Raw genomic sequence first — 23,945 nt, forward strand, 5'->3', positions numbered from 1 at the left:
ATTGGCCATTGCAGAGACTATTGGTTACAATTATGCCAGACTAGGTCGCTGGTTCTGAAATTTATGGATCGTTTCGGATCAAGGACCTTTTGGTCAGCACACAACCAGCGCTAGACAAAGAGCTCGCCTTGGGCACAGAGACAAGGAAGGAAAACAGAAAAAGTGAAGCCGATTGAGAGCCTAGAACAACTACAGCAGATGTGCCATCTCTCCGCACTGTCAGGCCACGAGGAGGCTATGATCCAGTACATGAAGGCGGAAATGTCACGCTTCGTGTCTGACGTGCGTGTAGATCGCCTAGGTAATGTGATCGCTTGCCTACCTGGTACGCAGGCAAAAGGCCCAAAAGTCATGATTTCCGCGCATATGGACGAGCTTGGGTTTATGGTGCGCAAAATCGAGGATGATGGATGGATACGATTAACGCGAGTAGGTGGCGTTCCGGAGAAGAGCCTTCCAGCACAGCGCTTGGTTTTGCGCGGTTCCAAAGGCGATGTATTTGGTGTGATTGGACCAAAGTCTCATCACTTGACACCGCCGGAGGAGAAATTCAAGGTTACCGAAATCAATGAGCTCTATGTGGACATTGGTGCACACTCGAAGGCTGAAGCTGAGGCCATGGGTATTTATCCCGGTACTCCGGTCACATATCATGGTTTCTTCCAGGAGATGCTGGGTGGGCAATTTGCAGGAAAGGCACTCGATGACCGAGCCGGTTGTTTTGTCTTATTACAGCTCATACGCTTGCTGGCAGGCAAAAAGAGAGCTGCCACAATATATTTTGTTGCCTCTGTGCAGGAGGAATTTAATATCCGTGGTGTAGTGACGGCAGGGTTTGCCATCAACCCGGACATGGCAATTGGATTGGATGTAGCTGTTGCTTGTGATACACCGGATCTGAAGCCCCTTGCAGATATCCGATTTGGAGGCGGACCGGTCATTAGCCATTATACCTTTCACGGTCGGGGCACATTGAATGGTCTGATTCCTAATCCACGACTTCGTCAATACGTTACTGAGACTGCTGCCCGTTTAGGCATCCCTCTACAGCATTCTGTGTTCTTAGGAGGATTAGGAGAAACCTCTTATTTAGCTGTCGTGCGGGAGGGGATACCCGCCCTGGACATGGGATTTCCCGTCCGTTACACTCATGCTCCGATTGAAGTGGGCTCACGGCCGGATATGGAGCATTTGATCATTCTACTGGCGGAGGTATTGGATAGCATAGATTCAGCTCTTGACCTATCCCGGGGATAGTCTAGCAATAGCTTGATTCAAACTGTATTTTTAGCCTGATGAGGAGGATGAGATTGTCCTGGTTACAGGATGTTTTTGGAACGGATAAACCTATCATCGCTATGTGTCACCTGCGTGCTATGCCCGGCGACCCTGCCTATGACCGTAGTGGAGGCATGAAAGCCGTCGTGGAGGCTGGGCGCAGGGATTTGTTGGCATTACAGGAAGGCGGCGTAGATGCGGTGATGTTCTCCAACGAGTTCAGCCGCCCCTATCTGACACAGGTGGAAACCGTGACCGTGGCTGCCATGGCGCGTGTCATTGGCGAGTTGTTGCCAGAAATTTGTATCCCATTTGGAGTGAACGTGCTCTGGGATGCACGTGCTTCCCTTGATTTGGCTGTGGCCGTCGGAGCGAAATTCGTGCGCGAGATCTTCACAGGTGTATATGCTAGCGACTTTGGACTGTGGAATACCAACTGCGGCGCCGTAGTGCGCCACCAGCATGCGATCGGGGCGCAGGATGTGCGTTTGCTGTTCAACATCTATCCAGAGGCAGCAAAATACTTGGCTGACCGCCCTCTCACGGACATAGCGGTCTCCACGGTATTCAATACACTGCCTGATGGCATTTGCGTTTCGGGAATAACTGCTGGACAGGAGACAGATACCAGTCTCCTTGCACAGGTGAAGAAAGCTGTGCCGGATATCCCGATCTTTGCCAACACTGGTGTGCGCACAGATAATGTGGAGGCTCAACTCTCTGTTGCTGACGGTGCAATCGTGGGCACCTATTTCAAACAGGATGGCATTACTTGGAATCCTGTAGATGTTCGGCGAGTGAAGGAATTCATGGCCGTGGTGCGGGCTTTTCGTGGCTAGCCGGAGGCCACCTGTGATCCAGATAGCACCCTCTATGGCCTCGGCTCCATTCCTTCATCTAGCTAATGTCGTTCAGGATCTCGAAGCTGCTGGAGCCAATATCATTCACTTTGATATCGAAGACGGCACTTTTGTGCCCATGATGACCTTGGGCACGCGCATCATAGGCGAATTGCGCCCATTGACTCACTTGCCCTTTGATGTGCATCTGATGATGCACGCGCCAGATTGGATTATCCCCGCAGTAGTCTCCTTAGGTGCAAACTGGGTCTCGGTACACTATGAGGCATGTTCCTACCCGCACCGTACCTTGCGCTTGATCCGACAGTTGGGTGCGCGGGCAGGTTTGGCCTTTAATCCCAAGACACCTTTGCCTGATTTGCGTTACCTACGCCGCTATCTTGATTTCGTCCTGATCTTGACTACGGAACCTGAGTATCCGGACGCTGACTTTTTGCCCGAGGTATTGCGCAAGGTAAGAGAAGGGCAAAAGATGCTTGGTCAGCAGGGCATAGACTGGGTGGTTGATGGAGGGATTACAACGGAGAACATTGGCGAAGCCGTACGGGCGGGAGCGAATGTGATTGTGGCAGGACGCAGTGTGTTCCACAATGGAGCCGTCGCCGAGAATCTCGTAGCTTTGCGTACTGCTGCTATTGCCAGCATCAGCATATAAACTCATGCCCGTTCTAGCAGGGCTACGCATTCGATATGGTGGGTTTGTGGGAACATGTCTATCGGCTGTACTTCGCACAACTGGTAGCCAGATGCAAGCAGTCGCTTGATATCGCGGGCTAGTGTGGCCGGATCACAGGAGACGTAGACGATACGGGTAGGAAGCAAGTTCACCAGAGCAGCGAGAGCCTTCCTATCCATGCCAGACCGAGGCGGGTCTACAAGGACAAGAGGGGACTGAATGTCCAAGGTTGGCAGAATTTCCTCTGCTAGTCCCTGGACAAAAAGCACATTCTCCATGTCCATTGCATTGGCTTGAGCATCAGCAATCGCAGCCGCGTTGCTTTCGATGCCGATCACCTGCTTTGCCTTCTCCGCCATCGCTAGAGCAAACGTGCCCACTCCACAGTAAACGTCAAGGACAGTACTATCCGGCTTGGGATCCAAGTAAGTGGAGACTAGTGAGATCAGCACTTCGCATTGCTGCGTGTTTACCTGGAAGAAACTGGGAGCTGAGATGCGGTAAACTCTACCTGCAATCTGTTCGTGGATATAAGGGCTGCCAAGCAGAGTAACCGGAGTTCCATCGGCTAAGACCAGCACGCAAGAAACAGGAATTTCCACTTCTAATTCAGGTGGCTCGTCGCCCTTTATTTCAAAGATGACCATCTGCTCACCAGTATTCACTCCTGCGCGCAGTGACAAGCGTTGCAGCCCCGCAAGTTCGATGTCTAGGGAATCGAATAAATCCTGCAAAAGGGGATGCAACAACGGGCATTGCTCAATAGGAATGACCTGATCACTGCGAGCAGCCATGAAGCCTAAATGGCCATCCGTGCTCACGCTGAACTGCACATGGTTGCGGTAATGCCAGGGATTATGCATGCCGATGGTTGGGTGGATCGTAGCATGGGCTAGGCTGGCGATGTGCTGCAACTGGCCATGCACAATGGAGCCTTTATATTCCAATTGTGCTTCGTAGGCCAAATGCTGCCACTGACAACCGCCGCACAGGCCAAAGTAAGGGCACAGTGGTTGCACACGCTGTGGGGATGGAGTCAAAACTTCCAACAATCTAGCATGTGCGAAGTGGCCCTTATCCAGCACGATTTGTGCACGAACTAGTTCGCCAGGGATGGCATACGAAACAAAGATGACCTTTCCCTCGTAACGCCCTACTGCTTCGCCACCATGGGCCATATCGGTCAATAAAATGGTCAATATTTCGTCCATATCCCTTGTGCTACAAACAAAAGGGGCGAACGCGATGTTCGCCCCTGCTGATCAGCCGGAATTATACCCAGCCACGCATCCTGACGGCTTCTGCCACGCGGTTTACTGCTACCAAGTAGGCTGCTACCCGGTTGTTGACGCCATAGGCCTGTGCCATATCATACATGGCATGGAAAGCGGCAGTCATTTTCTTATCCAGCTTTTCGTATACCTCTTCGATGGGCCAGTAGTAATTGTAGGCGTTCTGCACTTGCTCAAAGTAGGATACGGTAACGCCCCCGGCATTGCACAAAAAGTCCGGAAGGACAAAAACCCCATTCTTGTACAAAATGTCGTCGGCATCAGTGGTGGTGGGACCATTGGCTAACTCGGCCAGGATCTTAGCCTTTATCCCACCCGCGTTCTTGCCTGTAATCTGGTTTTCCATAGCGGCAGGAATGAGCACGGTGACATCCAGTGTTAAAAGCTCTTCATTGGTGAGGTTCTCGCATCCAGACAAATTGACTACAGAGCCTGTGTCGGCTTTGTGTTTCATGACTTTTTGTGGGTCAAGCCCTTCTTTGCAATAGATTCCACCCTTCGTGTCACTGACCGCGACCACCTTGAGTCCCAGCAATTCCTGGCCAAGTTGGTGGGCGAACTGTCCGGCATTCCCATAACCTTGAATGGCTGTCGCTTTGCCCCTCAGATCAATGCCGAGCACCTTTGCTGTTTCACGTATGACATACATGCCACCACGTGCAGTAGCATCACTGCGTCCACATGAGCCCCCCAAGCAGAGGGGTTTGCCCGTGATCACGCCGGGCACATTGTGCCCTTGCATGGCACTGAATTCATCCATCATCCAGGCCATGATTTGCGCATCGGTGTATACGTCCGGCGCAGGTACGTCCATCTCCGGTCCCAGGATACGTCCTATTTGCCGTATATAAGCGCGGCTGAGGCGTTCTAGCTCACCCTTGGACATCCTCTTCGGATCGCATACTACGCCACCCTTGCCTCCTCCTAGAGGCAAGTCCAATAGAGCACACTTCCAAGTCATCCAAGCAGCCAGAGCGCGTACGGTATCGATCGTCTCCTCAGGATGAAAGCGGATGCCACCTTTGCATGGCCCACGGGCATCGTTGTATTGCACGCGAAAGCCCTTGAATACTTTGACAGTACCATCGTCCATCCTTACAGGCAAGGAGACATGCAGTTCGCGCATGGGCTCGCGGAGAAAAGCGTGCATCCCAGGATCCAATTTCAGGATCTCAGCAGCAATATCGAGCTGGCGTTGAGCATTTTCAAATGGATTGATTTCGTTCGTCATAATTCTATTAATTCTCCTTTGAATGTATTTTGCTTTATTGATTCGCCTGTCTCAAAACGAGCGGATTGGCTCCCCAGGCTTGCCGTTCAGCGATATGAACACCGCCTTTCAGATTTTGAGAACTGTGTTAATGAGTACCCCTATCCAACGCAGATTCCGTGCCTCACCTCGTCGCAAAGCTATCAGAGCATATAAGCCCTGATGCCTCTTCACAACGAGAAATTATACCGCAACCAAGATCACTTCCCAAAATCAAGCGCTTAGTTTTTTCCTTATCAATTCAGCGGTTATATTTGGATCTGCCTTGCCTTTTGTGGCTCGCATTACTTGGCCGACAAGGAAACGCAGCACAGTCTCCTTACCTCTTTTATACTGGGCTACTGCATCGGGATTTGATCTGATAACCTCTTCTACGATGGGCATAATCTGGTCTGCATCTGCAATTTGTATCAATCCTTCTTCGGCCACAATATCCCTCGCCGCTTTACCCGTGTGGAACATGGTTTCCAAAACATGCTTGGCACTAGTCATTGTAATCAGGTTCTCGTTGAGCAGCACAACGAGTTCAACGAGCTGCTCCGGAGGCACCTGGATAGCAGTTGGTTCCACATTGGTGACATGGAGCAGACGGAACAATTCGCCAGTAATCCAATTGGCAATGGTTTTAGGTGGAATACCTCTGGTTTTTGCTGTGGTGACTGCCTGCTCGAAATAGTCAGCAATAAAGCGATCATCGGTAAGCAAACCCGCATCGTATGCCGAGAGTCCATACTCCGACACGAAGCGACGATAACGTTCGTCGGGCAACTCTGGCATCTTGGCCCGAATCTCTTCCACCCATTCTCGTGTGATCTCCAAAGGCGGAAGGTCGGGCTCTGGAAAGTAGCGGTAATCATCAGCGAATTCCTTGCTGCGCTGCACGAAGGTTATGCTGCGTGTCTCATCCCAGCCTCTCGTCTCGCGACTGATCGTTCCGCCCTCCCGAAGCACCTGCTCCTGGCGGCTGATTTCATATTCCAGCGAGCGCAGCAGTGCCCTGAAACTATTCAGATTCTTGATCTCGACGCGCGCGCCTTTCTCGGTTGTGCCTGCCGGATGCAATGACACGTTGGCCTCGAAGCGCATGGCACCTTCCTCCATGTTGCCTGAGCTGACACCAAGGTAACGCAGTATCCGGCGGAGTTTGAGCACATATTCGCGCACTTCTTCGATCGAAGTGAAATCAGGTTTGGTTACAATCTCCATCAGTGCTACGCCAGAGCGGTTAAAATCAATTAGGCTTTGGCCCTGGACGTGGACAAGCTTGCCCGTGTCTTCCTCCAGATGCACGTCTTGGATGCCAATACGCTTTGTTCCTCCACTCACTTGGATTTCTATCCAGCCGTCGCGGCATAAAGGCAGGTCGTATTGGGAGATCTGATAGCCCTTGACTAGATCGGGATAGTGGTAATTCTTGCGGTCAAATCGCGATACTTCGGGAATACGGCAGTTCAAAGCCAATCCGGTCATGATCACGTACTCGACAGCACGTTGATTGATGACCGGAAGCGAGCCAGGCAGGCCCAGGCAGACAGGACAAACAAGGCTGTTGGGGGGCGCCATAGCATAGTCGCTGCTGCAAGAGCAGAACACTTTGGAAGCAGTGAGCAATTGTGCATGTGTTTCGAGGCCAATAGTTGGCTCGTATTCCATCAAGCTCCTTCAAGAGTTTTGGATTGCTAGGTTCATTCCGGGCTTAGAGCAGCTCCGTAAGGGGGCAGTACTCCATACCAAATGCTTCAGCAACGGCTTGATACGTGATATGTCCTTTATAGGTGTTGACCCCCTTAGCCAGAGCAGCATTTTCTTTGATCGCATTCAGGAAACCCCTATTAGCCAGCTTGAGTGCATAAGGCAGGGTGGCATTGGATAAGCCATACGTGGATGTACGCGGTACTGCGCCAGGGATATTCGGAACGCAATAGTGCACCACGCCATCTACTAAGAAAGTGGGATTGCTGTGGGAGGTAGGACGCGTTGTTTCGACACAGCCACCCTGATCTACCGCCACATCTACAATCACACTTCCTGGCTTCATCGTGGACACCATATCACGTGTGACCAAGCGCGGTGCTTTGGCGCCTTTGATCAGCACTGCTCCAATAACCACATCCGCTCGACGCACCGCTTCGGCAATGTTGCGCGGGGTGGAAATGAGCGTCTTTAAATTGCCATGCAGCACCTCTGTCAGATAGCGCAGACGGTCGGCATTGATGTCAATGATCAATACGGAGGCTCCCATGCCCAAGGCCACGATGGCGGCGTTGGTCCCAACAGTACCCCCACCGATGATCACGACATCAGCAGGCAAGACCCCTGGTATGCCGCCAAGCAATTTACCTCGGCCCCCATTCATTTTCTCCAGGTAGTGTGCAGCAATCTGCACGGACATCTTGCCTGCTACCTCGCTCATTGGAGTAAGGAGTGGCAAAGAACCATCCGGGAGCTCCACCGTTTCGTAGGCAATGCCGGTAACCTTGCGGGCCACCAATTGCTTGGTCAGTTCTTCATCAGCGGCCAGATGCAGGTAGGTGTACAAGATGAGTCCTTCCCTCAGGTAGTCATATTCTTGGGGCAGAGGTTCTTTCACTTTCATCACCATTTCGGCTCTGTGCCATACTTCTGCAGCATCAGCAACCAACTTCGCACCAGCTTGCTCATATTCGCTATCGGCAAAACCGCTACCTTCCCCAGCTCCTCGTTCTATCAATACCTGATGCCCTTCTACTACAAGTTGGTGCACGCCCCCTGGGGTGATGGAAACCCGATACTCATTATCCTTGATCTCTTTTGGTACACCAATGATCATCCTTGACCATCCTCCTTTTGTGATTTTTTCATCCTCAATCCCATTCATCGTCATAATACGCGCTGGCCTCGAACACAGTAGGGATACATACCATTGGTCAGCAGATTCATGATAAGCAAGCAAATACACCCTGCCATCATCCGCAAGCACTTCGAAGAAAGGCCCTGTCGGCTCTCGCCATCTCTTACGGACATCTGTTACCATGCGCCGCTCGTTCTCAAAGGCAAAGGCACGCGGTTCTTGAGCATAGTTGTAGCCTGAATAGCATTCCACGCGGGTGGGGTTATTCACGTTCATTGCCCGCAAAATCCACCTGTGAGGAATCACCAACGTTTAAGCGTTGAGAAGAACCCCGTACCACAGCGTCTTTGCCAATCAGGGATTGGCTCAAATTGGCGTCCTCGATATGCGCAAATTCGTTAATAATGGAATCTTTGATGATAGAGCGTATAATCACCGCTCCTCCCGCTACACTGACATAGGGGCCAATAACCGAGTCCTTTATCAAGGCGGTTCTCTCGATATAGACTGGCGGAATCAATACCGAGTTCTCGGTCTCTATCTCCTGCGCGCCGCCGTGCTCCAGGAGATAGCGATTCGTATGCAGCACTGTTTCGGGCCTGCCACAGTCTTCCCAGACCTCCACAGTCCGAGCTACGAACCTGGCTCCGCGGTCGATCATCAACTGGAAGGCATCGGCTAGAAAATATTCCCCTTGGGTCTTAATGTCTTTCTGGATTAATTCGCCAATGCATTCGATCATCATTTGGGAATCTTTGACATAGTACAGGCCAATCACAGCTAAATTGGAAACCGGGGAAGCAGGTTTCTCGACCAGTTTCGTGATCAAGCCGTTTTCTGTAATGACTACGCCAAAGCGTCGTGGATCATCCACTTCTTTGACATAGATGATGCCATCTGCTGGTTCCTGTGCGAGTGTGCTGAGGTCTGTCTCAAAGATAGTATCCACAAAAATAATCAGCACGGGCCCGGAAATGTGTTCCTTAGCCAGAAAAATGGCATGAGCTTGGCCCTTCAGTTCCTTTTGCTCGATATAGCGGGAGGGAAAGTGATAATTGGCAGTTACATAGTCGCGTATCTGGTCGCCGAGGTAGCCAACAATGAAGATGATCTCTTCTATGTCCAGATTGGTTAGTTTGTCTAGGATGTGGCCCAGGACTGGCTTGCCAGCCACAGAGACAAGTGGCTTGGGCTTGGTATAAGTATGCGGACGCAATCTGGTGCCAAAGCCCGCTAATGGAATAATCACTTTCATGGTCTGTACTCCTCGTTTTCGAGAGTGCTCATAGGCTGCATCGGTTTGCACTTGTGCCATTCTGTTGCTTGCTCATAAGCGAAGGCAACGCGCAGGACGATTTCCTCGCCCATAGCTGGTCCACTGATTTGCAGTCCTACCGGCAATCCATCGGAAAAGCCACAGGGCAACGAAAGCGCACAGATGCCTGCCAAGTTATGCGCCAGCGTAAAGACATCCGAGAGGTACATCTGCAGCGGATCGTCTACTTTTTCTCCGATTCTGAAAGCCACAGTGGGTGAAGTTGGTCCAACCAGCACATCAAATTGCTGAAAAGCCCGATCGAAATCTTGTTTGATCAGGGTGCGTACTTTCTGCGCTTTCAGGTAATAGGCGTCGTAGTAGCCGGCTGAAAGAGCATAGGTACCCAACATGATACGACGCTTTACTTCTGCGCCAAAACCATGCTGTCGCGTCTTGCGGTATGCCTCCCAAATATCGGACGCCTCGGTAGCAGCGAATCCGTACTTCACACCGTCGTAGCGAGCCAGGTTGGCCGAAGCTTCAGCGGGGGCGATCAGGTAGTATGTTGGCAGAGCATATTCGGTGTGTGGCAGGGAAGTCTCGGCAATCTCTGCACCTAAATCCGCCAATACCTGAATCGCCTTGCGCACTGCAGTTTCCACCCCAGGCTGTATGCCTGCAGCGAGGTACTCACGTGGCACACCAATGCGTAGCCCCTTGATGTCGGGACGAAGAGCTCTGGTGTAATCTGGCACAGGCGCGTCTAAAGACGTAGAATCTCGTGCGTCATGACCTGCAATTGCATTGAGTAGCAATGCACAATCCGTGACATCTTTTGCAAGCGGTCCGATTTGATCCAGCGATGAAGCAAATGCCACTAGCCCGTAGCGCGACACGCGCCCATAAGTAGGCTTCAGGCCAACTACACCACAAAACGAAGCGGGCTGGCGCACACTGCCCCCAGTGTCTGAACCCAAGGCTCCCAAAGCTTCATCAGCACTTACCGCAGCAGCACTGCCACCACTTGACCCACCAGGCACCCGTGTCAAGTCCCAGGGATTGTGAGTGGTGAAAAAGGCCGAGTTCTCCGTGGAGGAGCCCATAGCGAATTCGTCGGTGTTCGTTTTCCCCAAAAAGATCGCACCAGCCTGATACAGCCGCTCTACGACGGTCGCGTCATATGGTGGGATAAAGCTCTCTAAAATGCGCGAGCCACAGGTAGTGGGCGCTCCAGCCAAGCAGATGACATCCTTAATTGCCAGCGGAATGCCTAATAAAGCCCCATCCATGCCCTTTAGACGACGCTCATCTGCAATGCGCGCTTCTTCCAGTGCCATTTCAGGCAAAAGGGTAATATAGGCTTTGATGTCATTGTCCACATCCACGATGCGATCCAAAAGTGCTCTCGTCAACTCGACTGCTGAGATCTCCCGGCACCGCAGCAAGTCGAGCGCTTTATGGATGGTTAGTTCATACAAGTTCACACGTCACCTCTGGCAAGGATGGCTGACAAGTGATGAGCAACGCATGATGCTACCCTGTTCATCACGCACTACTCCAGAATCGCTTTGACGCGAAAATGTCCTTCTACTACTGCAGGAGCATTGGCCAGTACATCTTCCCGTGAAAGCGAAGGGCTGGGTTCGTCCATGCGCATGACATTGCGCAAGGGCAGAACGGTAGCCGTCGGAGGGATGGCATCAGTGTCAAGCTGTTGCAAGATGGCAAAGTATTCCAAAATAGCCGAAAGTTGCTCACGGTATAGCTCGATTTCCTGTTCCGTCAGTCCCAGTTTAGCTAGATTGGCAACATGCTCGACCTGTTCGCGAGTGAGTATCACGGTCATCTTTTACCACCCTGCTTGTTACACTCTCGAGAAAAATGCGTTACTGATACCCAAGCGAACCCTATAATGCCCAATAAGGTCATCAACCCCACTGTCAGGCAACCCATTCGCTTCGCTGTTTTGCTGGTTGTTGGCTTATTCGCTGTCGAGTCCGTTTTTCCTATTTCCAGCTGCATGGACGATGCTAGCCACTTATCAGTGCTCGGCAGCACACCTTGGATGCCCCGGAGATACTTGTTCCTCTCTTCCTCTACTAATAGTGGTGCAGCAGCGGATAAGCTAACATCTTTAGGCCGTGTACTAAGCTCTTCGTAAAGCCAAGATGGTAACTCACGCTGAGGAGTGACTGCTTCCATGCCCTCTTTCCCAGTCTCCTCCTGTCGCGGGGCGGTTTGACCTGTTGCACTTTCCGCAGCAGGAACGCTAGATACAAGAAGGGCACCACAAAAGGCGCAAAAAGTGCTGCCTAGTGGATTCAGTCTTTCGCAGGCTGAACAAGCGATGCCAGAGACTTCTTCCAGACGTTGACCACAATTGCTGCAATATCTGCTTCCCCGTCGGTTGGGCATACCGCAATATGGACACTTGATCATCTAGATGACTCCTGCCATTCATCCCAAATCACGACACTCGCAAACGCTCTCGCCGTGCCTGATCTTTCTGGCGCTGTTCGATGCTCCTGATCGCTTGACGCGCTGCCTCTGAAATAAGCGAACCAAACACTTCTGTTTCGTCATGCAGCAGCGATGCCAAAGCAGACAGTACCTCTTCGTTGCCAATTATACTTAAAGCACGCACTGCGTGCCACCTGACACCAGGATCGGGATCATGCAACAGATGCTGAAGAGCGCTAGCCGCCTTGGATTCAGGGATCTTGCCCAATGCTGCGGCTGCACTAGCCCGAACAGGCGCGCTCCTGTCTCCCAAGGCGGTCAATAAGGCTGGTACCGCTTCACGGCTACCAATAGCTCCAATGGCTTGCGCCGCGCTTCGCCGCACCTGCGGGTCGTTATCGGACAGTGCTTGGATCAGCGCAGGTAGAGCGGTCGGATCTGCCAAACGACCCAATGCTTCTGCCGCGCTACAGCGCACTTGAGCATTACGGCTATCCAACGCTTTGCAGAGGTCACTGGTCACTTCTTTGTCCCCAAGTTTACTCAGAACCTCCGCTGCTTCACTGCGACGGTGGATGTTCCTGCTCGAGAGCGCCTCCTTCAACAAGGTTACTGTGCGCGCATCCTTATGCTGGGCAAGGCTTTCCCCTGCTTGCCAGCGCACAAATGGATGTGGATCTCCCAAAGCCTTGATCAATGCCTCAACTACTGACTGGTCTCGATAATAACCAAGGATTTCCGCAGCTTCCCAACGAGTGCGTGCGTCGTCGCTCGATAACTGTGCCAACAATTTTTCGAGACGAGACCTTTTGTCGAAGCGCAGGTTCTCCAGCAGGGCTTTTACCCTTCTTTGCACGGACAGTTGCAAGCGTTTTACAATCTTAAATGGGGTTGAAATTTCGGTATAGTGCCGGGTCATCGTGAATGCGTATTCCTGAGCAAACTACCAGATATTGCTCTATGTTTTCGTCGCAAATAGCATACGTCTCAAAGTATACCATGCCTTTTGTAATCTGTAAAAACCGCTTGTTAGCTACATTGCTTATAGCAGGGATGAGAAAGCGTGAGGCTGTTGAGAAACACATCAGTTACTTGAAAAAATGCCTGCATATTGTGCAATAGTTAGTGAATGGCTATTACATGCTGTGGTGCGGGTTAACAAGAAAGGACTTTTTCAACATCCTCAAAGCGTACAAGTTGACTTCAGTAACAATCTGGGTATAATGACTTGCGATGACTTCGGAGTGCCCAAAATGTCCATCACGTACTCTGTGCAATCGGGAGTGTGTCCTTGATCGCAAACGTGCCCGCTGTTGTTGTAGAGAACCTATCCTTTCGTTACCATACCCGCTCCGACCAGGCTATTCAGAATATCTCGTTTGAGCTCTGGCCTGGTGAGATACTGCTGGTAGCGGGAGCCAGTGGCTGTGGCAAAACTACCCTGATGCGCTGCATCAATGGACTGATTCCGCGCAGTTACAAGGGGGAGTTGCACGGGCGCGTCCTCCTTCATGGCCAGGATACTACCGGTATGAGGCTAGCCGATATCTCCCGCATTGTCGGCACGGTGCTCCAAGACCCGGAAAAACAGATCATGGGCAGCTACGTGTATGACGAGGTCGCCTTTGGACTCGAGAACTTGGGCTGGCCACGTGAGCAAATTATTGCCGCCGTGGAAGAAACGTTGGACTATTTACGCATTAACCATCTCCGTGACCGCGAGACGTTTTACCTTTCCGGCGGGGAGAAACAAAAAGTTGCCATTGCCGGAACGCTGGCTATGCGCCCATCCATCCTCCTCCTTGACGAACCACTTGCTAATTTGGATCCATTCAGTGCGCGCGAAGCTCTGGATATGATACGGCGTTTGGCCGACGAAGGGCGCACAATCCTGATTATTGAGCACCGCGTAGAAGATGTGCTGTCCATTCGGCCGAATAAAGCGCTGCTCTTGGAACAGGGACAACAGCGCTATTTCGGTGACCTGGATGGCTTTGCTCGTACTGTCCAGTACGGTGAGGTCAAATTGCCTGCCCCACTGGTGATGGAAAAAGCCAAGGGCAGGGTTGACATGGAACATGCTTATCCCGTTCTTGCGACCAAAATCAGCGACAGCGAACCACTGGTTCTGTTCGAAGATGTAACCTTTAGTTATGAAGAGGGCACCACTGCTCTGCGCGACATTAACCTTGCCATTTATCCTGGCGATGTGATCGCCCTACTGGGCCCCAACGGAGCAGGCAAAACCACGTTAATCAAGCATGCTATTGGCTTGCTAAAACCCAGTGCAGGACGAGTCATTGTTGCGGGACAAGATACGCGTCAGACAAGCACGGCAAAGTTAGCTAGTACTCTGGGTTATGTTTTTCAAAGTCCCAGTCACATGCTCTTTGCCCCAACAGTGCATGAGGAACTCGCTTTTGGCCCTCGCAACCTGGGTTACAGCGAAGAAGACGTGAAAGCAGGCGTAGCGGAAGCGGTGCGCATTCTAAATTTGAGTGGGTTGGAGCAGTTTTCGCCCCTTTCGTTAAGTTTCGGACAGCAGAAACGAGTGAGCATCGCAGCTATCCTTGCCATGCGCTCGCGTATCCTGGCTATGGATGAACCTACCGCTGGACAAGACTATCGCAACTATATGGAATTCATGGATTCCATCTTACAATTGCCTTATTTCTCTGCGATCCTTTTCATTACTCATGACCTCGATTTAGCTGTTTGTTATGCGAACCGCGTGGTTCTGATGGACAATGGCCGCATTGTAGCGGATGGGAAACCAGAGGAAACGCTCTCAGTGCCAGAATTGCTGAGAGAATGCCATCTTTACCCAACCTCGTTGCTGCAGACGAACCTGGCGCTGATCGAACGGACTGGTCGGTTCATGCGCGCTGAGGCGCTGGCTTGTTTAGGGGCAACCCCTTCTACAGATTCACCAGCCTATAGAATGGCCTGTTGATTTAGTAGCCAAGCCTCGCGGAGGGAAGGGCGCGGGGATAAGCAAATTACCAAGAAGAAAGGAGAAGGGAAATGCAAAAGAAACTACTGAACTGGGTGGTCCTCTTTGCCGTGCTCATCGCTCTCATGCTGATTGTCAACGTTGCATCGGGGGGACAACTCCAAGGAATCATGTGGGCAGTTTTCGTTGCCATCGGCGTGGTGCTGATCTTGGCCATCTACCTCGCCACGTCGGAGAACAAGGTCTGGGAGATTGGAACCCGGCAGGTGGTTTATATGGCTCTTGGCGCAGCACTCTATGGCGTTTTCTGCTGGGTCTTTAACGTTATTCCCATGCCCTCCGTAAGCCAAGTAGCTCTGCGTCCAGCGGTGGTCATCCCCATCTTCTTCGGGTACATCTTTGGCCCAGTGGTGGGGTTCTTCACTGGTGCAGCAGGCAACATCCTGGGCGATTTCCTGAGCGGATGGGGCGTTTACCCAGCCTGGGATATGGGTAATGGATTGATGGGTTTTGTCCCTGGTCTGGTCCTCCTTTTTGCGGACAAAAAACGCAGCCTGAATACACTGACCATTATCACGATTGCCCTGCTGGCCATATTCGCCGTGCTCGTGTTTGTCAACCCGAGAGTCATCGGCCCTTGGACAGGCGAAATCGAGGACTTTAGCTTCTGGGCTTGGGCTGCTCTCATTGCAGGAGGGCTTGTGATCCTGGGCCGCTTCCTATTGGAGCGGTTTAACCCCGACGTGGCCACGGCGGAAGTGTGGGGTGCATTGGGCGTGATCGTGGGCATTGGCTTTGCCTCTATCGCTGACATCTGGATCAATGGCTACAGTTTGATGACCGCGATCATTGGTGAGTTCATGCCTGCAGCCGTGCCAAACATCTTGAACATGGTCATCCTCTTGCCCATCCTGCTGGTAGCGTATTTTGCTGTTGTACGGAGAGCGGGTCGGTAAATGCTCGTCACCTGGAAGTATCGAGAACGAAATACAATCCTTCAGAAGCTCGACCCTCGCGCTCGTTTGATCTTCATGCTCTGTATGCTGTTCTCGATCATCCAGTTCTGGGACCTGCGCGTGATGCTGCTCTTTTTGGCTATCTCGCTAGGTCAGTTCAGGCTGGCCAGGCTCACCTTTCGTGAAACGCGCCGGGCATGGATTTTGATAGGAGGGTTTATCACCTTCCTGGCCTTGCTCGCGTTCGTGACTGGAAGAGGGGGGACAGGCGTCTATACGGAAGAGCATGTGCTCTTCTATCTCCCCTCTTTCACCCTTCCCATTCTCGGACGCGAGATCCACTTTCCCATTACTGCTGAGCGCATCATGTTCGCCCTCAGCCAGATGACGCGCATGCTGGCTATCAGCGGGCTGGCAATCATCATCCCCTATACCATAGACCCGAGGCTTTATGGCGTGACTTTCCGTGGGCTGGGTCTTCCTGATAAGTTTGCCTACGCCACAGACCTCGCCTTCCGTTTCGTGCCCACGCTTGGCCGCGATTTCTCCATCACCCTCGATGCGCAGAAAGCGCGGGGGTACGAACTGGAACGATTGGAGGGGGGAATCGTGAGTCAGATACGCAAGCTGGCCCCACTCATCGTTCCGGTGACCATTGGCGCCATTGTCTCGGGCGAGGAGATCGCGGATGCCATGGACTTGCGTGCTTTTGGCGTGGCTCCGCGTACTTGGCTGCGCAAACTCACCTACCAACGCCAGGACAAGATCCTCATCGCCATCAGCGTAGGGGTTTTCTTGCTCTCCACTGTGTTGAGCATCTTGGGGTGGGGCAGATTCTGGGTGCCGGATTGGCTTTTGCGCATGGCACGGACACGAGTGGCTCGGTGAAAGTCTCAAAAGCCGGGGCATGCTGCTCCGGCTTTTGTATTATTGAAGTATAATGAATAATATGACAGCCATGACGGAGGAACAAAAAAAGAAACCATCGTGGTTGACTCGTAGAGCGATCACGCCCGAAGTCTGGCAACAGATGAAGTCCATGCTAGACAGGCTTTCATTGGCTACGATTTGCGAGGAAGCGCAATGTCCAAACATTGGCGAATGTTTCCGCGACCGCACGGCGACTTTTCTCATCCTTGGGCGCATCTGCACGCGGAATTGCCGCTTCTGTGCCGTTGAGCACGGCCATCCCCAGCCGGTAGATGCGGAAGAGCCCCAGCATTTGGTGGATGCGGTGCAACAACTTAACCTGCGCCATGTGGTCATCACCTCAGTCACCCGGGATGACCTGCCAGATGGAGGGGCGGCGCACTTTGCAGCGTGTATCCAATCTCTGCATGACAGTACCTTAGCGACAGTAGAAGTATTAGTTCCCGATTTCCAAGGCGATGAAACGGCACTGCGTACGGTTGTCGAAGCTAAGCCTGAGGTGCTTGGACACAATGTGGAAGTGGTACCCCGACTTTACCCCCAGATACGCTCTCGCGCAGATTACCAGCGCTCCTTACGATTGCTCAGGCAAGCTAAGAGAATGAGGCCATCCCTTTACACCAAATCTGGGCTAATGGTCGGGGTAGGAGAAGAGGAAGAAGAAGTCATCCAGGTAATGCACGACCTAAGGGACATGGAATGCGACTTTTTGACCATTGGCCAATACTTGCGCCCTTCCCCGCAACATTATCCCGTGCAGGAATACATCCCTCCGGCAACTTTTGAGCGCTACGCGCAAATAGCCCGGGAGATGGGGTTCCGCGGTGTGCTATGCGGCCCCTTTGTGCGCAGTTCGTATTGCGCTGGGACATTGCTGGAGAATGCCAAGGGTTAAAATCCCTGGTTGATTGAGAGGTGTCCTTCAGGCGCTTGACAACCTCCAGAGAAGATTTTCGGCCTTACGGGAATTTCATTTGGCGGACTGATTCCCTTTTTGCCGCGCTTTGCGCCACTTTTCCAAGCGTTCTCTGATTGCCTTCTCGTATCCTAGTTCGCCCGGTTCGTACCAGTGCTTGCCTTGTAGGCGGTCAGGGAGGTATTGTTGAGCCACCCAGTGCTCGGGGAAAGAGTGCGGATAGAGATAGCCTTCGCCGTGTCCTAAAGCTTTGGCATCGCGGCTGCTGTCCTTGAGATGGTCGGGCACCTCGATGATGCCTTCTTGTTCCACTTCCTGCAATGCCTTGAAATAAGCACCACAAGAGTTGCTCTTTGGGGCTGTAGCCAGGTAAATCGCGGCTTCGGCCAATGCGTATTGTGCCTCGGGCAAGCCCACCCACTCCAGTGCCTGCGCTGCTGCTGTCGCAATCACCAATGCTTGTGGGTCAGCCAGGCCGATGTCCTCTGAGGCAAGGATGATCATGCGTCGCGCGATAAAACGCGGGTCTTCTCCGCTGTAGATCATGCGTGCCATCCAGTAAAGCGCTGCATCAGGGTCACCGCCGCGCAGGCTTTTAATAAAGGCGGAGATGGTATCGTAATGGGCGTCACCATCTTTGTCGTAGAGCAAAGCACGACGTTGGATGGATTCCTGAGCCACAGCCAAGTCTATGTGCACGCGCCCGTCTTTGTCAGCCGGCGTGGTGAGCACCGCCAGTTCCAGAGCATTGAGCGCGTTGCGAGCGTCTCCCCCGGCCACGTGCACGAGGTGGGCGAGGGCATCTTCATCTATCTGCACAGGGATTTTGCCCAGACCCCTCTCATTGTCTGCTAGGGCACGCAGCAGGATGGTCTTAATTTCGTCATCGGTGAGCGGCTTTAGTTGAAAGATTCGTGATCGTGAGACCAAGGCTCCAATGACTTCAAAATAAGGGTTCTCCGTGGTAGTGCCAATGAGGATAATAGTGCCATCCTCCACATGGGGGAGCAGGGCATCTTGTTGTGCCTTGTTGAAGCGGTGGATTTCTTCCACTAGGATAATGGTACGCTGCCCATACATGGCACGCCTGTTCTTCGCTTCCTGCACTAGTTGTCGGATGTCGCTCACACCAGCCATCACGGCGCTGATGCTTTCAAAATGAGAGTTGGTATGGTGGGCGATGATCATAGCCAGCGTAGTCTTGCCCGTGCCTGGCGGTCCCCACAAAATCATGGAGGAGATGCGATCGGCTTCAATCGCCCGACGCAACAATGTCCCTGGTCCTACAATTTCCTCCTGGCCGACGAATTCGTCCAGAGTTCTGGGACGCATCCTGGCTGCCAAGGGTTGTTCTTTCTCTATTTGTAACTTGCGGCTGTGCTCAAAAAGGTCACCTGTTTTCATCGTATCCCCGGAATAGACCACATGGTGGATACTGTGTCTATCTGGTACAAGTGTAGCACAACTCCGGGATGTTGCCAAAAACAGTCCTGCCTCGTCGAAGCACGGTCCTTTTTGGATTGGACATAGCATCTAATTCATGCTAAAATACGCGTATGACCGAAGTCATAACGAGACCGGCTCCCTTGGTAATAGGCCACGAATGGGCGGTTGAGCTGCTGAAGCGCAGCCTAGCCTTGAATCATCTGGCACATGCTTATCTGTTCGTAGGTCCACCGCGTATCGGGAAAACGACCTTGGCCCTCTTTCTGGCACGGGCGGTGAACTGTCTCAATGAGGGGAACCGACCATGTGGCATCTGCACTGCCTGCCAGGCGATTAGTCGAGGTGTGCATCCAGATGTGCAAGTTATTGACGAGGAGGGGGGCAGCATTAAAATTGCCCAGATACGCGCATTGCAGAAGGAAGCAGCCCTTTTCCCTTTTGAAGGACGGCGACGCGTTTATATCTTGTGCAATTTTCAGCACGCGACGTTGGAAGCAGCCAATTGCCTGTTGAAGACGCTTGAGGAACCCCCTTCTAGTGTGCTCTTTATTTTGACTGCGGACAAGGTGGAGGGGTTGTTACCGACGATTGTCTCGCGTTGTCAGGTATTAAAACTGCGCCCGCTCGCGGCTGAGCAGGTGGAACGAGCTTTGAAGACGTATTGGGGCACTGAGCCGAGCCAGGCTAGAAAGTTGGCCAGGTTGTCAGGAGGGCGAATGGGCTGGGCTATCGAAGCCAGTAGCAATGATGCACTGTTGCTTAACCGCAAAAAGTATCTCATAGCGCTCGAACAAGCCCTTGGCCAGGGGCGGACAGAGCGAATGAAGCTAGCTCAGCAACTCAGTCAATCCCCTGAAGTTTTGCCGGAACTCTTGGGCTTGTGGCAAAATTGGTGGCGCGATCTTTTGTTAGCAAAAAGCGGGAATGTTCACGCGATGACCGATCTTGAGCGCGAGCCAACCGTTTTGGATGAAGTGCAGCAGTATACGCTGAACGAGATATGGGCCTGCTTGCGTGCAATCGAGCATGCGGCTGAGCAGATTGAGCAAAACGTAAACCCATGCCTCGCTCTGGAAGTCCTGCTGCTGTCACTGCCGCAGCGTAATGATAGCAAGAGTGAAATCAGGTAATCGTTGAAGACAAGTAGGATGTGATGATGCAATGCCACTGGTAGTCGGTGTTCGGTTCAAACCAGCAACGAAAATTTATTACTTCGATCCGGCGGGTTTGGATTTACACAAAGGTGACTATGTTGTGGTGGAGACGGCACGGGCGCGCGAATTAGGGCTCGTGATCATCCCACCAAAGGAAGTCCCGCAAGAGGAAATTGTTGGACAGCTCAAGCCGGTCATACGCAAGGCCACCGCTTTAGACCTGGTTAACGCACAACACTATGCTAGCCAAGAAGAACTGGCTTTGCAGAAAGCCCGCGAAAAGGCAGCAGAATATGACTTGCCCATCAAGTTGATCCGTGCAGAGTACAATTTTGATGGCTCACATCTGACCTTTTTCTTCACTTCTGAGCAACGTGTTGACTTTCGTGCCCTGGTTCGTGACCTGGCACAGATATTCCATACGCACATCGAACTGAGGCAAATCGGTGTCCGGGATGAGGCGAAACTCATCCAGGGCATTGGCCCTTGTGGGCGGTTGTTATGCTGCACTACCCACCTGTGTGACTTTATCCCTGTTTCCATTAAAATGGCCAAGCAGCAAAGCCTGCCTTTGAGCCCCACTGAAATATCCGGCATCTGCGGTCGTCTACTATGCTGCCTGACGTATGAGAATGAATTCTATGAAGAAGCTATCCAGAAGATGCCTAAGGTAGGGAAAACAGTCAGCACGCCGGATGGCGTAGGCAAAGTCACTGGCTACAATGTGCTGAAGCAGACCGTTCAGGTCGAATTGGAAAGCGGCTCGGTAATTGAGGTGCCTTTAGCTAAGATTGATGCGCAACCCCAGCCTGAACGCAGCGAACGAGAGGGCAGAAAAAAGTCCTGAGCCATTTAGTTTGGAGCCCTGGCACGGTGACACTGGTAATAGGCGCGGAGATTTTCGACCACTGATTGTGGAACCATAACTTCACCCAGTTTGCTGCTGGTTGGCATGTCCTCGCCATGAAAATCAGTTCCCCCCGTTACCAGCAAGCTATACTTTGCGGCCAACTGGAGCAAGAAATCCGTCTCATCAGGGGTATAGGCTGGATAATATACTTCCAGGCCTACCAGGCCGTGAGCTACTAGCTCTGGTACTAGGTGGCTTATAGACAATGGATGAGCCAGAACGGGTAGTCCCTGTGCGGCGAGGATAGTCTGTACGGCTTCCACTGGTGAGAGTTTGGGGCGTTTTACGTAGGCCGGGCCACCCCGACTAATGTACAAATCGAACGCCTCATCAATAGAGGAAACATAGCCCTTTTCTAACATGGCCCGCGCAATGTGCGGGCGCCCAATAGCGCCCGCACCAGCAATTTGCTGGATTCTCTCCCAATCCAGGGGTATGCCCATCTGAGCTAACTTGGATATGATCCTCTGCGCCCGCTTCAGGCGCAATTCACGGAACAGAGCCAATTTTTGGCAGAGGATGGGATCCCTGTAAGCCACATAATATCCCAAGACATGCACCTCAGAGCGAGGCATCTCCGCGCTGATCTCTACGCCGGGGATGACCTCCAAGCAAGTGCCTCGGGCTGCCTCCAGCGCCTCTGCGATTCCTTCCGTGGTGTCATGGTCGGTGATGCCAATGGCTGTCAAGCCAAGTTCAAGCGCCCTGTGCACTACCTCCGCAGGAGAGAGCTGACCGTCAGACGCGGTTGTATGCACATGGAGGTCGACTTGGCCACAGCTCATCGCTTTTGCACAATGAACTTAATTGCGGTTCTTTCCTGGTCACCGATGGTTACTTCTGTGAAGGATGGAATGCAGACAATGTCAATTCCATCCTCAGCCAGGTAGCCGCGAGCGATGGCCACTGCTTTGACAGCTTGATTCACCGCTCCTGCCCCAATAGCTTGGACCTCTGCGTACCCGCTCTCTCTAATTACGCCGGCAATGGCGCCTGCAACTGCTGTAGACCTGGATTTGGCCGATACTTTGAGGATATCCATGTTCGTCGCTCCTTCGGTGTCCATCTGCTGGGAATGCCCACCCGTGGACAAAGCCAGTGACTAAGCCGAGTTCTTTGCTTTGGGATGCTGGCTTGTCACTTGGCATAATCAACAGCCCTTGTCTCTCTGATAACGGTGACTTTGATCTGTCCCGGGTACTCCAGACTTTCCTCGACTTTTTTGGCAATGTCTCTGGAAAGGGTGATAATGCCCAGGTCATCGATCTCGTCTGGTTTCACGATGATACGGATCTCGCGTCCGGCCTGTATAGCGTAGGATTTTTCAACGCCAGCAAAGGAATCAGCTAGTTTTTCCAAGGATTCGACACGCTTGATGTAACTTTCCAGAGTTTCGCGTCGCGCACCAGGGCGTGCACCAGAGATAGCATCCGCTGCCTGGACCAGAACTGCTTCGAGTGTAACAAACTCTTCCTCGCAGTGATGGGCAGCAATTGCGTTCACCACCTCCGCTGGTCGGCCGAATCGTTGTGCAATCTCAGCACCGATACGGGCATGAGAACCTTCCGCCTCATGGCTCACTGCCTTGCCAATATCGTGTAACAACCCGCCTTCCTTAGCCAGAGCCACATTGGCACCTAACTCGGCTGCCATGATACCAGCCAGGTGCGCCGTTTCGATGGAATGCATGAGCACATTCTGGCCGTAACTCGTGCGGTATTTCAGTTGTCCGAGCAATTTAATCAGTTCTGGATGCAAGCCATGGACTCCAGTCTCATAGGCGGCGCGCTCGCCCTCTTCTTCGATGATAGCCTCAACTTCCTGTTGGGCCTTCTTCACCACTTTTTCGATGCGAGCGGGGTGAATTCGTCCATCAAGAATAAGTTTGTTCAGCGCAACACGGGCAATCTCACGTCGCACCGGGTCAAAGCTGGACAGCGTAACGGCTTCCGGCGTATCATCAATGAGCAAATCCACGCCTGTCGCGTTCTCTATCGTGCGGATGTTGCGTCCGCCTCGGCCAATGATACGTCCTTTCATTTCGTCGCTGGGCAGCGCCACGCTGGATACAGTCGTCTCCGCAACTTGATCTGAGGCTACACGCTGAATGGCCAAAGTGATGATTTCGCGTGCCTTACGTTCCGCCTCTTCGCGGGCTTGTTCCTCTACCTCTCTGATCACACGGGCCATGTCTTGACGTGCCTCGTTGGCAACCCTTTGCAAGAGGAGTTCCTTGGCTTCTTCCAGATTGAGATTGGCGATGCGTTGCAGCTCCGCCAGCTCTTTTCTTCGTAACTGCTCCAGTTCATTCCGTTGCTGTTCCAACTGTTTCTCGCGGGCCTCTAACTTACGCGAACGTTCCTCCAGGTCATCTGCCCTGCGATCAAAGCTCACCCTACGCTGTTGTAGCCGGCGTTCCTGCCTTTCCAATTCAGCACGCCGTCGCTTTGCTTCTCGCTCTACCTCATCCCTCATCTTCAGAGCCATTGCCTTGGCTTCCAGTTCGGCCTCTTGAAGACGGGTCTTGGCTTGCGCTAGCATCTCCTCCGCTTGTTCGCGCATCAAGCGTATCTTAGTCCGGGCAGTATACTGCCGAACCAGATATCCCAGCACAAATCCCAATAGGCCTACTGCCAGGCCTAGCATGACACTCACTAGTACGTCGTTCATCTTCGTCTACTTCCTTCTATATGGATATATAGAACAGCCCCACCTTGTGCCTACCTACAGGCAGGCACCACATGGGTCTGAGAAAA

At 52.4% G+C, this 23,945-nt stretch carries 22 protein-coding genes; 9 read left to right on the plus strand and 13 right to left on the minus strand.

Annotated features, from left to right (window positions below; translation table 11 throughout):
* The first annotated feature begins 162 nt into the window (after window positions 1–162).
* From H5T67_04225 to H5T67_04235, 3 genes are read left to right on the plus strand one after another with little or no spacing between them, the layout of a single operon-like run.
* Window positions 163–1,257 (plus strand): M42 family metallopeptidase, encoded by a 1,095-nt coding sequence (locus tag H5T67_04225; GenBank protein MBC7244525.1) that lies wholly within the window; start codon window positions 163–165, stop codon window positions 1,255–1,257.
* 53 nt (window positions 1,258–1,310) lie between these two features.
* Window positions 1,311–2,117 carry a BtpA/SgcQ family protein gene (locus tag H5T67_04230; GenBank protein ID MBC7244526.1) on the plus strand — a complete coding sequence of 269 codons (807 nt, stop codon included), beginning with the start codon at window positions 1,311–1,313 and terminating at the stop codon, window positions 2,115–2,117.
* A gap of 13 nt (window positions 2,118–2,130) precedes the next feature.
* Window positions 2,131–2,793: a ribulose-phosphate 3-epimerase gene (locus H5T67_04235; GenBank protein ID MBC7244527.1), complete on the plus strand. Its 663-nt coding sequence runs from the start codon at window positions 2,131–2,133 to the stop codon at window positions 2,791–2,793.
* 2 nt (window positions 2,794–2,795) lie between these two features.
* On the opposite strand, the gene rlmD is transcribed toward H5T67_04235, so the two are convergent.
* The 9 genes from rlmD to H5T67_04280 form a co-directional block, all read right to left on the minus strand.
* Window positions 2,796–4,025 carry a 23S rRNA (uracil(1939)-C(5))-methyltransferase RlmD gene (rlmD, locus tag H5T67_04240; protein ID MBC7244528.1) on the minus strand — a complete coding sequence of 410 codons (1,230 nt, stop codon included), beginning with the start codon at window positions 4,023–4,025 and terminating at the stop codon, window positions 2,796–2,798.
* A gap of 61 nt (window positions 4,026–4,086) precedes the next feature.
* The gene (locus tag H5T67_04245) at window positions 4,087–5,337 is read right to left on the minus strand and encodes a Glu/Leu/Phe/Val dehydrogenase (protein ID MBC7244529.1); all 1,251 of its coding nucleotides are present in this window, start codon (window positions 5,335–5,337) and stop codon (window positions 4,087–4,089) included.
* A gap of 252 nt (window positions 5,338–5,589) precedes the next feature.
* Entirely contained in the window at window positions 5,590–7,029 is a 1,440-nt protein-coding gene (gene gatB, locus H5T67_04250) for an Asp-tRNA(Asn)/Glu-tRNA(Gln) amidotransferase subunit GatB (GenBank protein ID MBC7244530.1), read from the minus strand.
* A gap of 43 nt (window positions 7,030–7,072) precedes the next feature.
* Complete coding sequence (ald, locus tag H5T67_04255; GenBank protein ID MBC7244531.1) at window positions 7,073–8,185, minus strand: alanine dehydrogenase; 1,113 nt, start codon at window positions 8,183–8,185, stop codon at window positions 7,073–7,075.
* A gap of 283 nt (window positions 8,186–8,468) precedes the next feature.
* Window positions 8,469–9,461, minus strand: coding sequence for an NTP transferase domain-containing protein (locus H5T67_04260; protein ID MBC7244532.1), 993 nt, complete (start codon window positions 9,459–9,461; stop codon window positions 8,469–8,471).
* Window positions 9,458–10,948 carry an Asp-tRNA(Asn)/Glu-tRNA(Gln) amidotransferase subunit GatA gene (gatA, locus tag H5T67_04265; GenBank protein MBC7244533.1) on the minus strand — a complete coding sequence of 497 codons (1,491 nt, stop codon included), beginning with the start codon at window positions 10,946–10,948 and terminating at the stop codon, window positions 9,458–9,460. Before gatA ends, H5T67_04260 begins: the two co-directional genes overlap by 4 nt.
* A 68-nt stretch (window positions 10,949–11,016) precedes the next feature.
* Window positions 11,017–11,310 (minus strand): Asp-tRNA(Asn)/Glu-tRNA(Gln) amidotransferase subunit GatC, encoded by a 294-nt coding sequence (gatC, locus tag H5T67_04270; GenBank protein MBC7244534.1) that lies wholly within the window; start codon window positions 11,308–11,310, stop codon window positions 11,017–11,019.
* Entirely contained in the window at window positions 11,307–11,903 is a 597-nt protein-coding gene (locus tag H5T67_04275) for a zinc ribbon domain-containing protein (protein MBC7244535.1), read from the minus strand. The genes gatC and H5T67_04275 overlap by 4 nt, the downstream gene beginning before the upstream one ends.
* A 28-nt stretch (window positions 11,904–11,931) precedes the next feature.
* Window positions 11,932–12,843, minus strand: a complete 912-nt coding sequence (locus tag H5T67_04280) for a HEAT repeat domain-containing protein (GenBank protein ID MBC7244536.1) — start codon at window positions 12,841–12,843, stop codon at window positions 11,932–11,934.
* 372 nt (window positions 12,844–13,215) lie between these two features.
* Here H5T67_04280 and H5T67_04285 point away from each other — a divergent pair, with 372 nt between their 5' ends.
* The 4 genes from H5T67_04285 (at window position 13,216) to lipA (ending at window position 17,658) form a co-directional block, all read left to right on the plus strand.
* Complete coding sequence (locus H5T67_04285) at window positions 13,216–14,877, plus strand: ABC transporter ATP-binding protein (GenBank protein ID MBC7244537.1); 1,662 nt, start codon at window positions 13,216–13,218, stop codon at window positions 14,875–14,877.
* 71 nt (window positions 14,878–14,948) lie between these two features.
* On the plus strand, window positions 14,949–15,833 hold the full coding sequence (locus H5T67_04290) for an ECF transporter S component (GenBank protein MBC7244538.1): 885 nt from the start codon (window positions 14,949–14,951) through the stop codon (window positions 15,831–15,833).
* Window positions 15,834–16,721 carry an energy-coupling factor transporter transmembrane protein EcfT gene (locus H5T67_04295; protein ID MBC7244539.1) on the plus strand — a complete coding sequence of 296 codons (888 nt, stop codon included), beginning with the start codon at window positions 15,834–15,836 and terminating at the stop codon, window positions 16,719–16,721. It begins immediately after the preceding gene.
* A gap of 70 nt (window positions 16,722–16,791) precedes the next feature.
* Window positions 16,792–17,658 (plus strand): lipoyl synthase, encoded by an 867-nt coding sequence (gene lipA / locus H5T67_04300; GenBank protein MBC7244540.1) that lies wholly within the window; start codon window positions 16,792–16,794, stop codon window positions 17,656–17,658.
* Window positions 17,659–17,733: 75 nt separating this feature from the next.
* On the opposite strand, the gene H5T67_04305 is transcribed toward lipA, so the two are convergent.
* The gene (locus tag H5T67_04305) at window positions 17,734–19,083 is read right to left on the minus strand and encodes an AAA family ATPase (GenBank protein ID MBC7244541.1); all 1,350 of its coding nucleotides are present in this window, start codon (window positions 19,081–19,083) and stop codon (window positions 17,734–17,736) included.
* 182 nt (window positions 19,084–19,265) lie between these two features.
* Between H5T67_04305 and holB the strand changes: the two genes are divergently transcribed.
* Both holB and H5T67_04315 read left to right on the plus strand, forming a co-directional pair.
* A complete protein-coding gene (gene holB / locus H5T67_04310; GenBank protein MBC7244542.1) occupies window positions 19,266–20,255 on the plus strand; it encodes a DNA polymerase III subunit delta' in 990 nt (329 codons plus the stop codon).
* Window positions 20,256–20,286: 31 nt separating this feature from the next.
* Window positions 20,287–21,126, plus strand: coding sequence for a stage 0 sporulation family protein (locus H5T67_04315; GenBank protein ID MBC7244543.1), 840 nt, complete (start codon window positions 20,287–20,289; stop codon window positions 21,124–21,126).
* 5 nt (window positions 21,127–21,131) lie between these two features.
* Here H5T67_04315 and H5T67_04320 read toward each other — a convergent pair whose 3' ends face one another.
* From H5T67_04320 to rny, 3 genes are all read right to left on the minus strand, one after another.
* On the minus strand, window positions 21,132–21,974 hold the full coding sequence (locus tag H5T67_04320; GenBank protein MBC7244544.1) for a PHP domain-containing protein: 843 nt from the start codon (window positions 21,972–21,974) through the stop codon (window positions 21,132–21,134).
* Complete coding sequence (locus tag H5T67_04325) at window positions 21,971–22,231, minus strand: stage V sporulation protein S (protein MBC7244545.1); 261 nt, start codon at window positions 22,229–22,231, stop codon at window positions 21,971–21,973. Before H5T67_04325 ends, H5T67_04320 begins: the two co-directional genes overlap by 4 nt.
* Window positions 22,232–22,326: 95 nt before the next feature.
* Window positions 22,327–23,859, minus strand: coding sequence for a ribonuclease Y (gene rny, locus H5T67_04330; protein MBC7244546.1), 1,533 nt, complete (start codon window positions 23,857–23,859; stop codon window positions 22,327–22,329).
* Between the last annotated feature and the right edge of the window lie 86 nt (window positions 23,860–23,945).

Source organism: Chloroflexota bacterium (assembly GCA_014360905.1).
Taxonomy (GTDB): Bacteria; Chloroflexota; Anaerolineae; order UBA2200; family UBA2200; genus JACIWX01.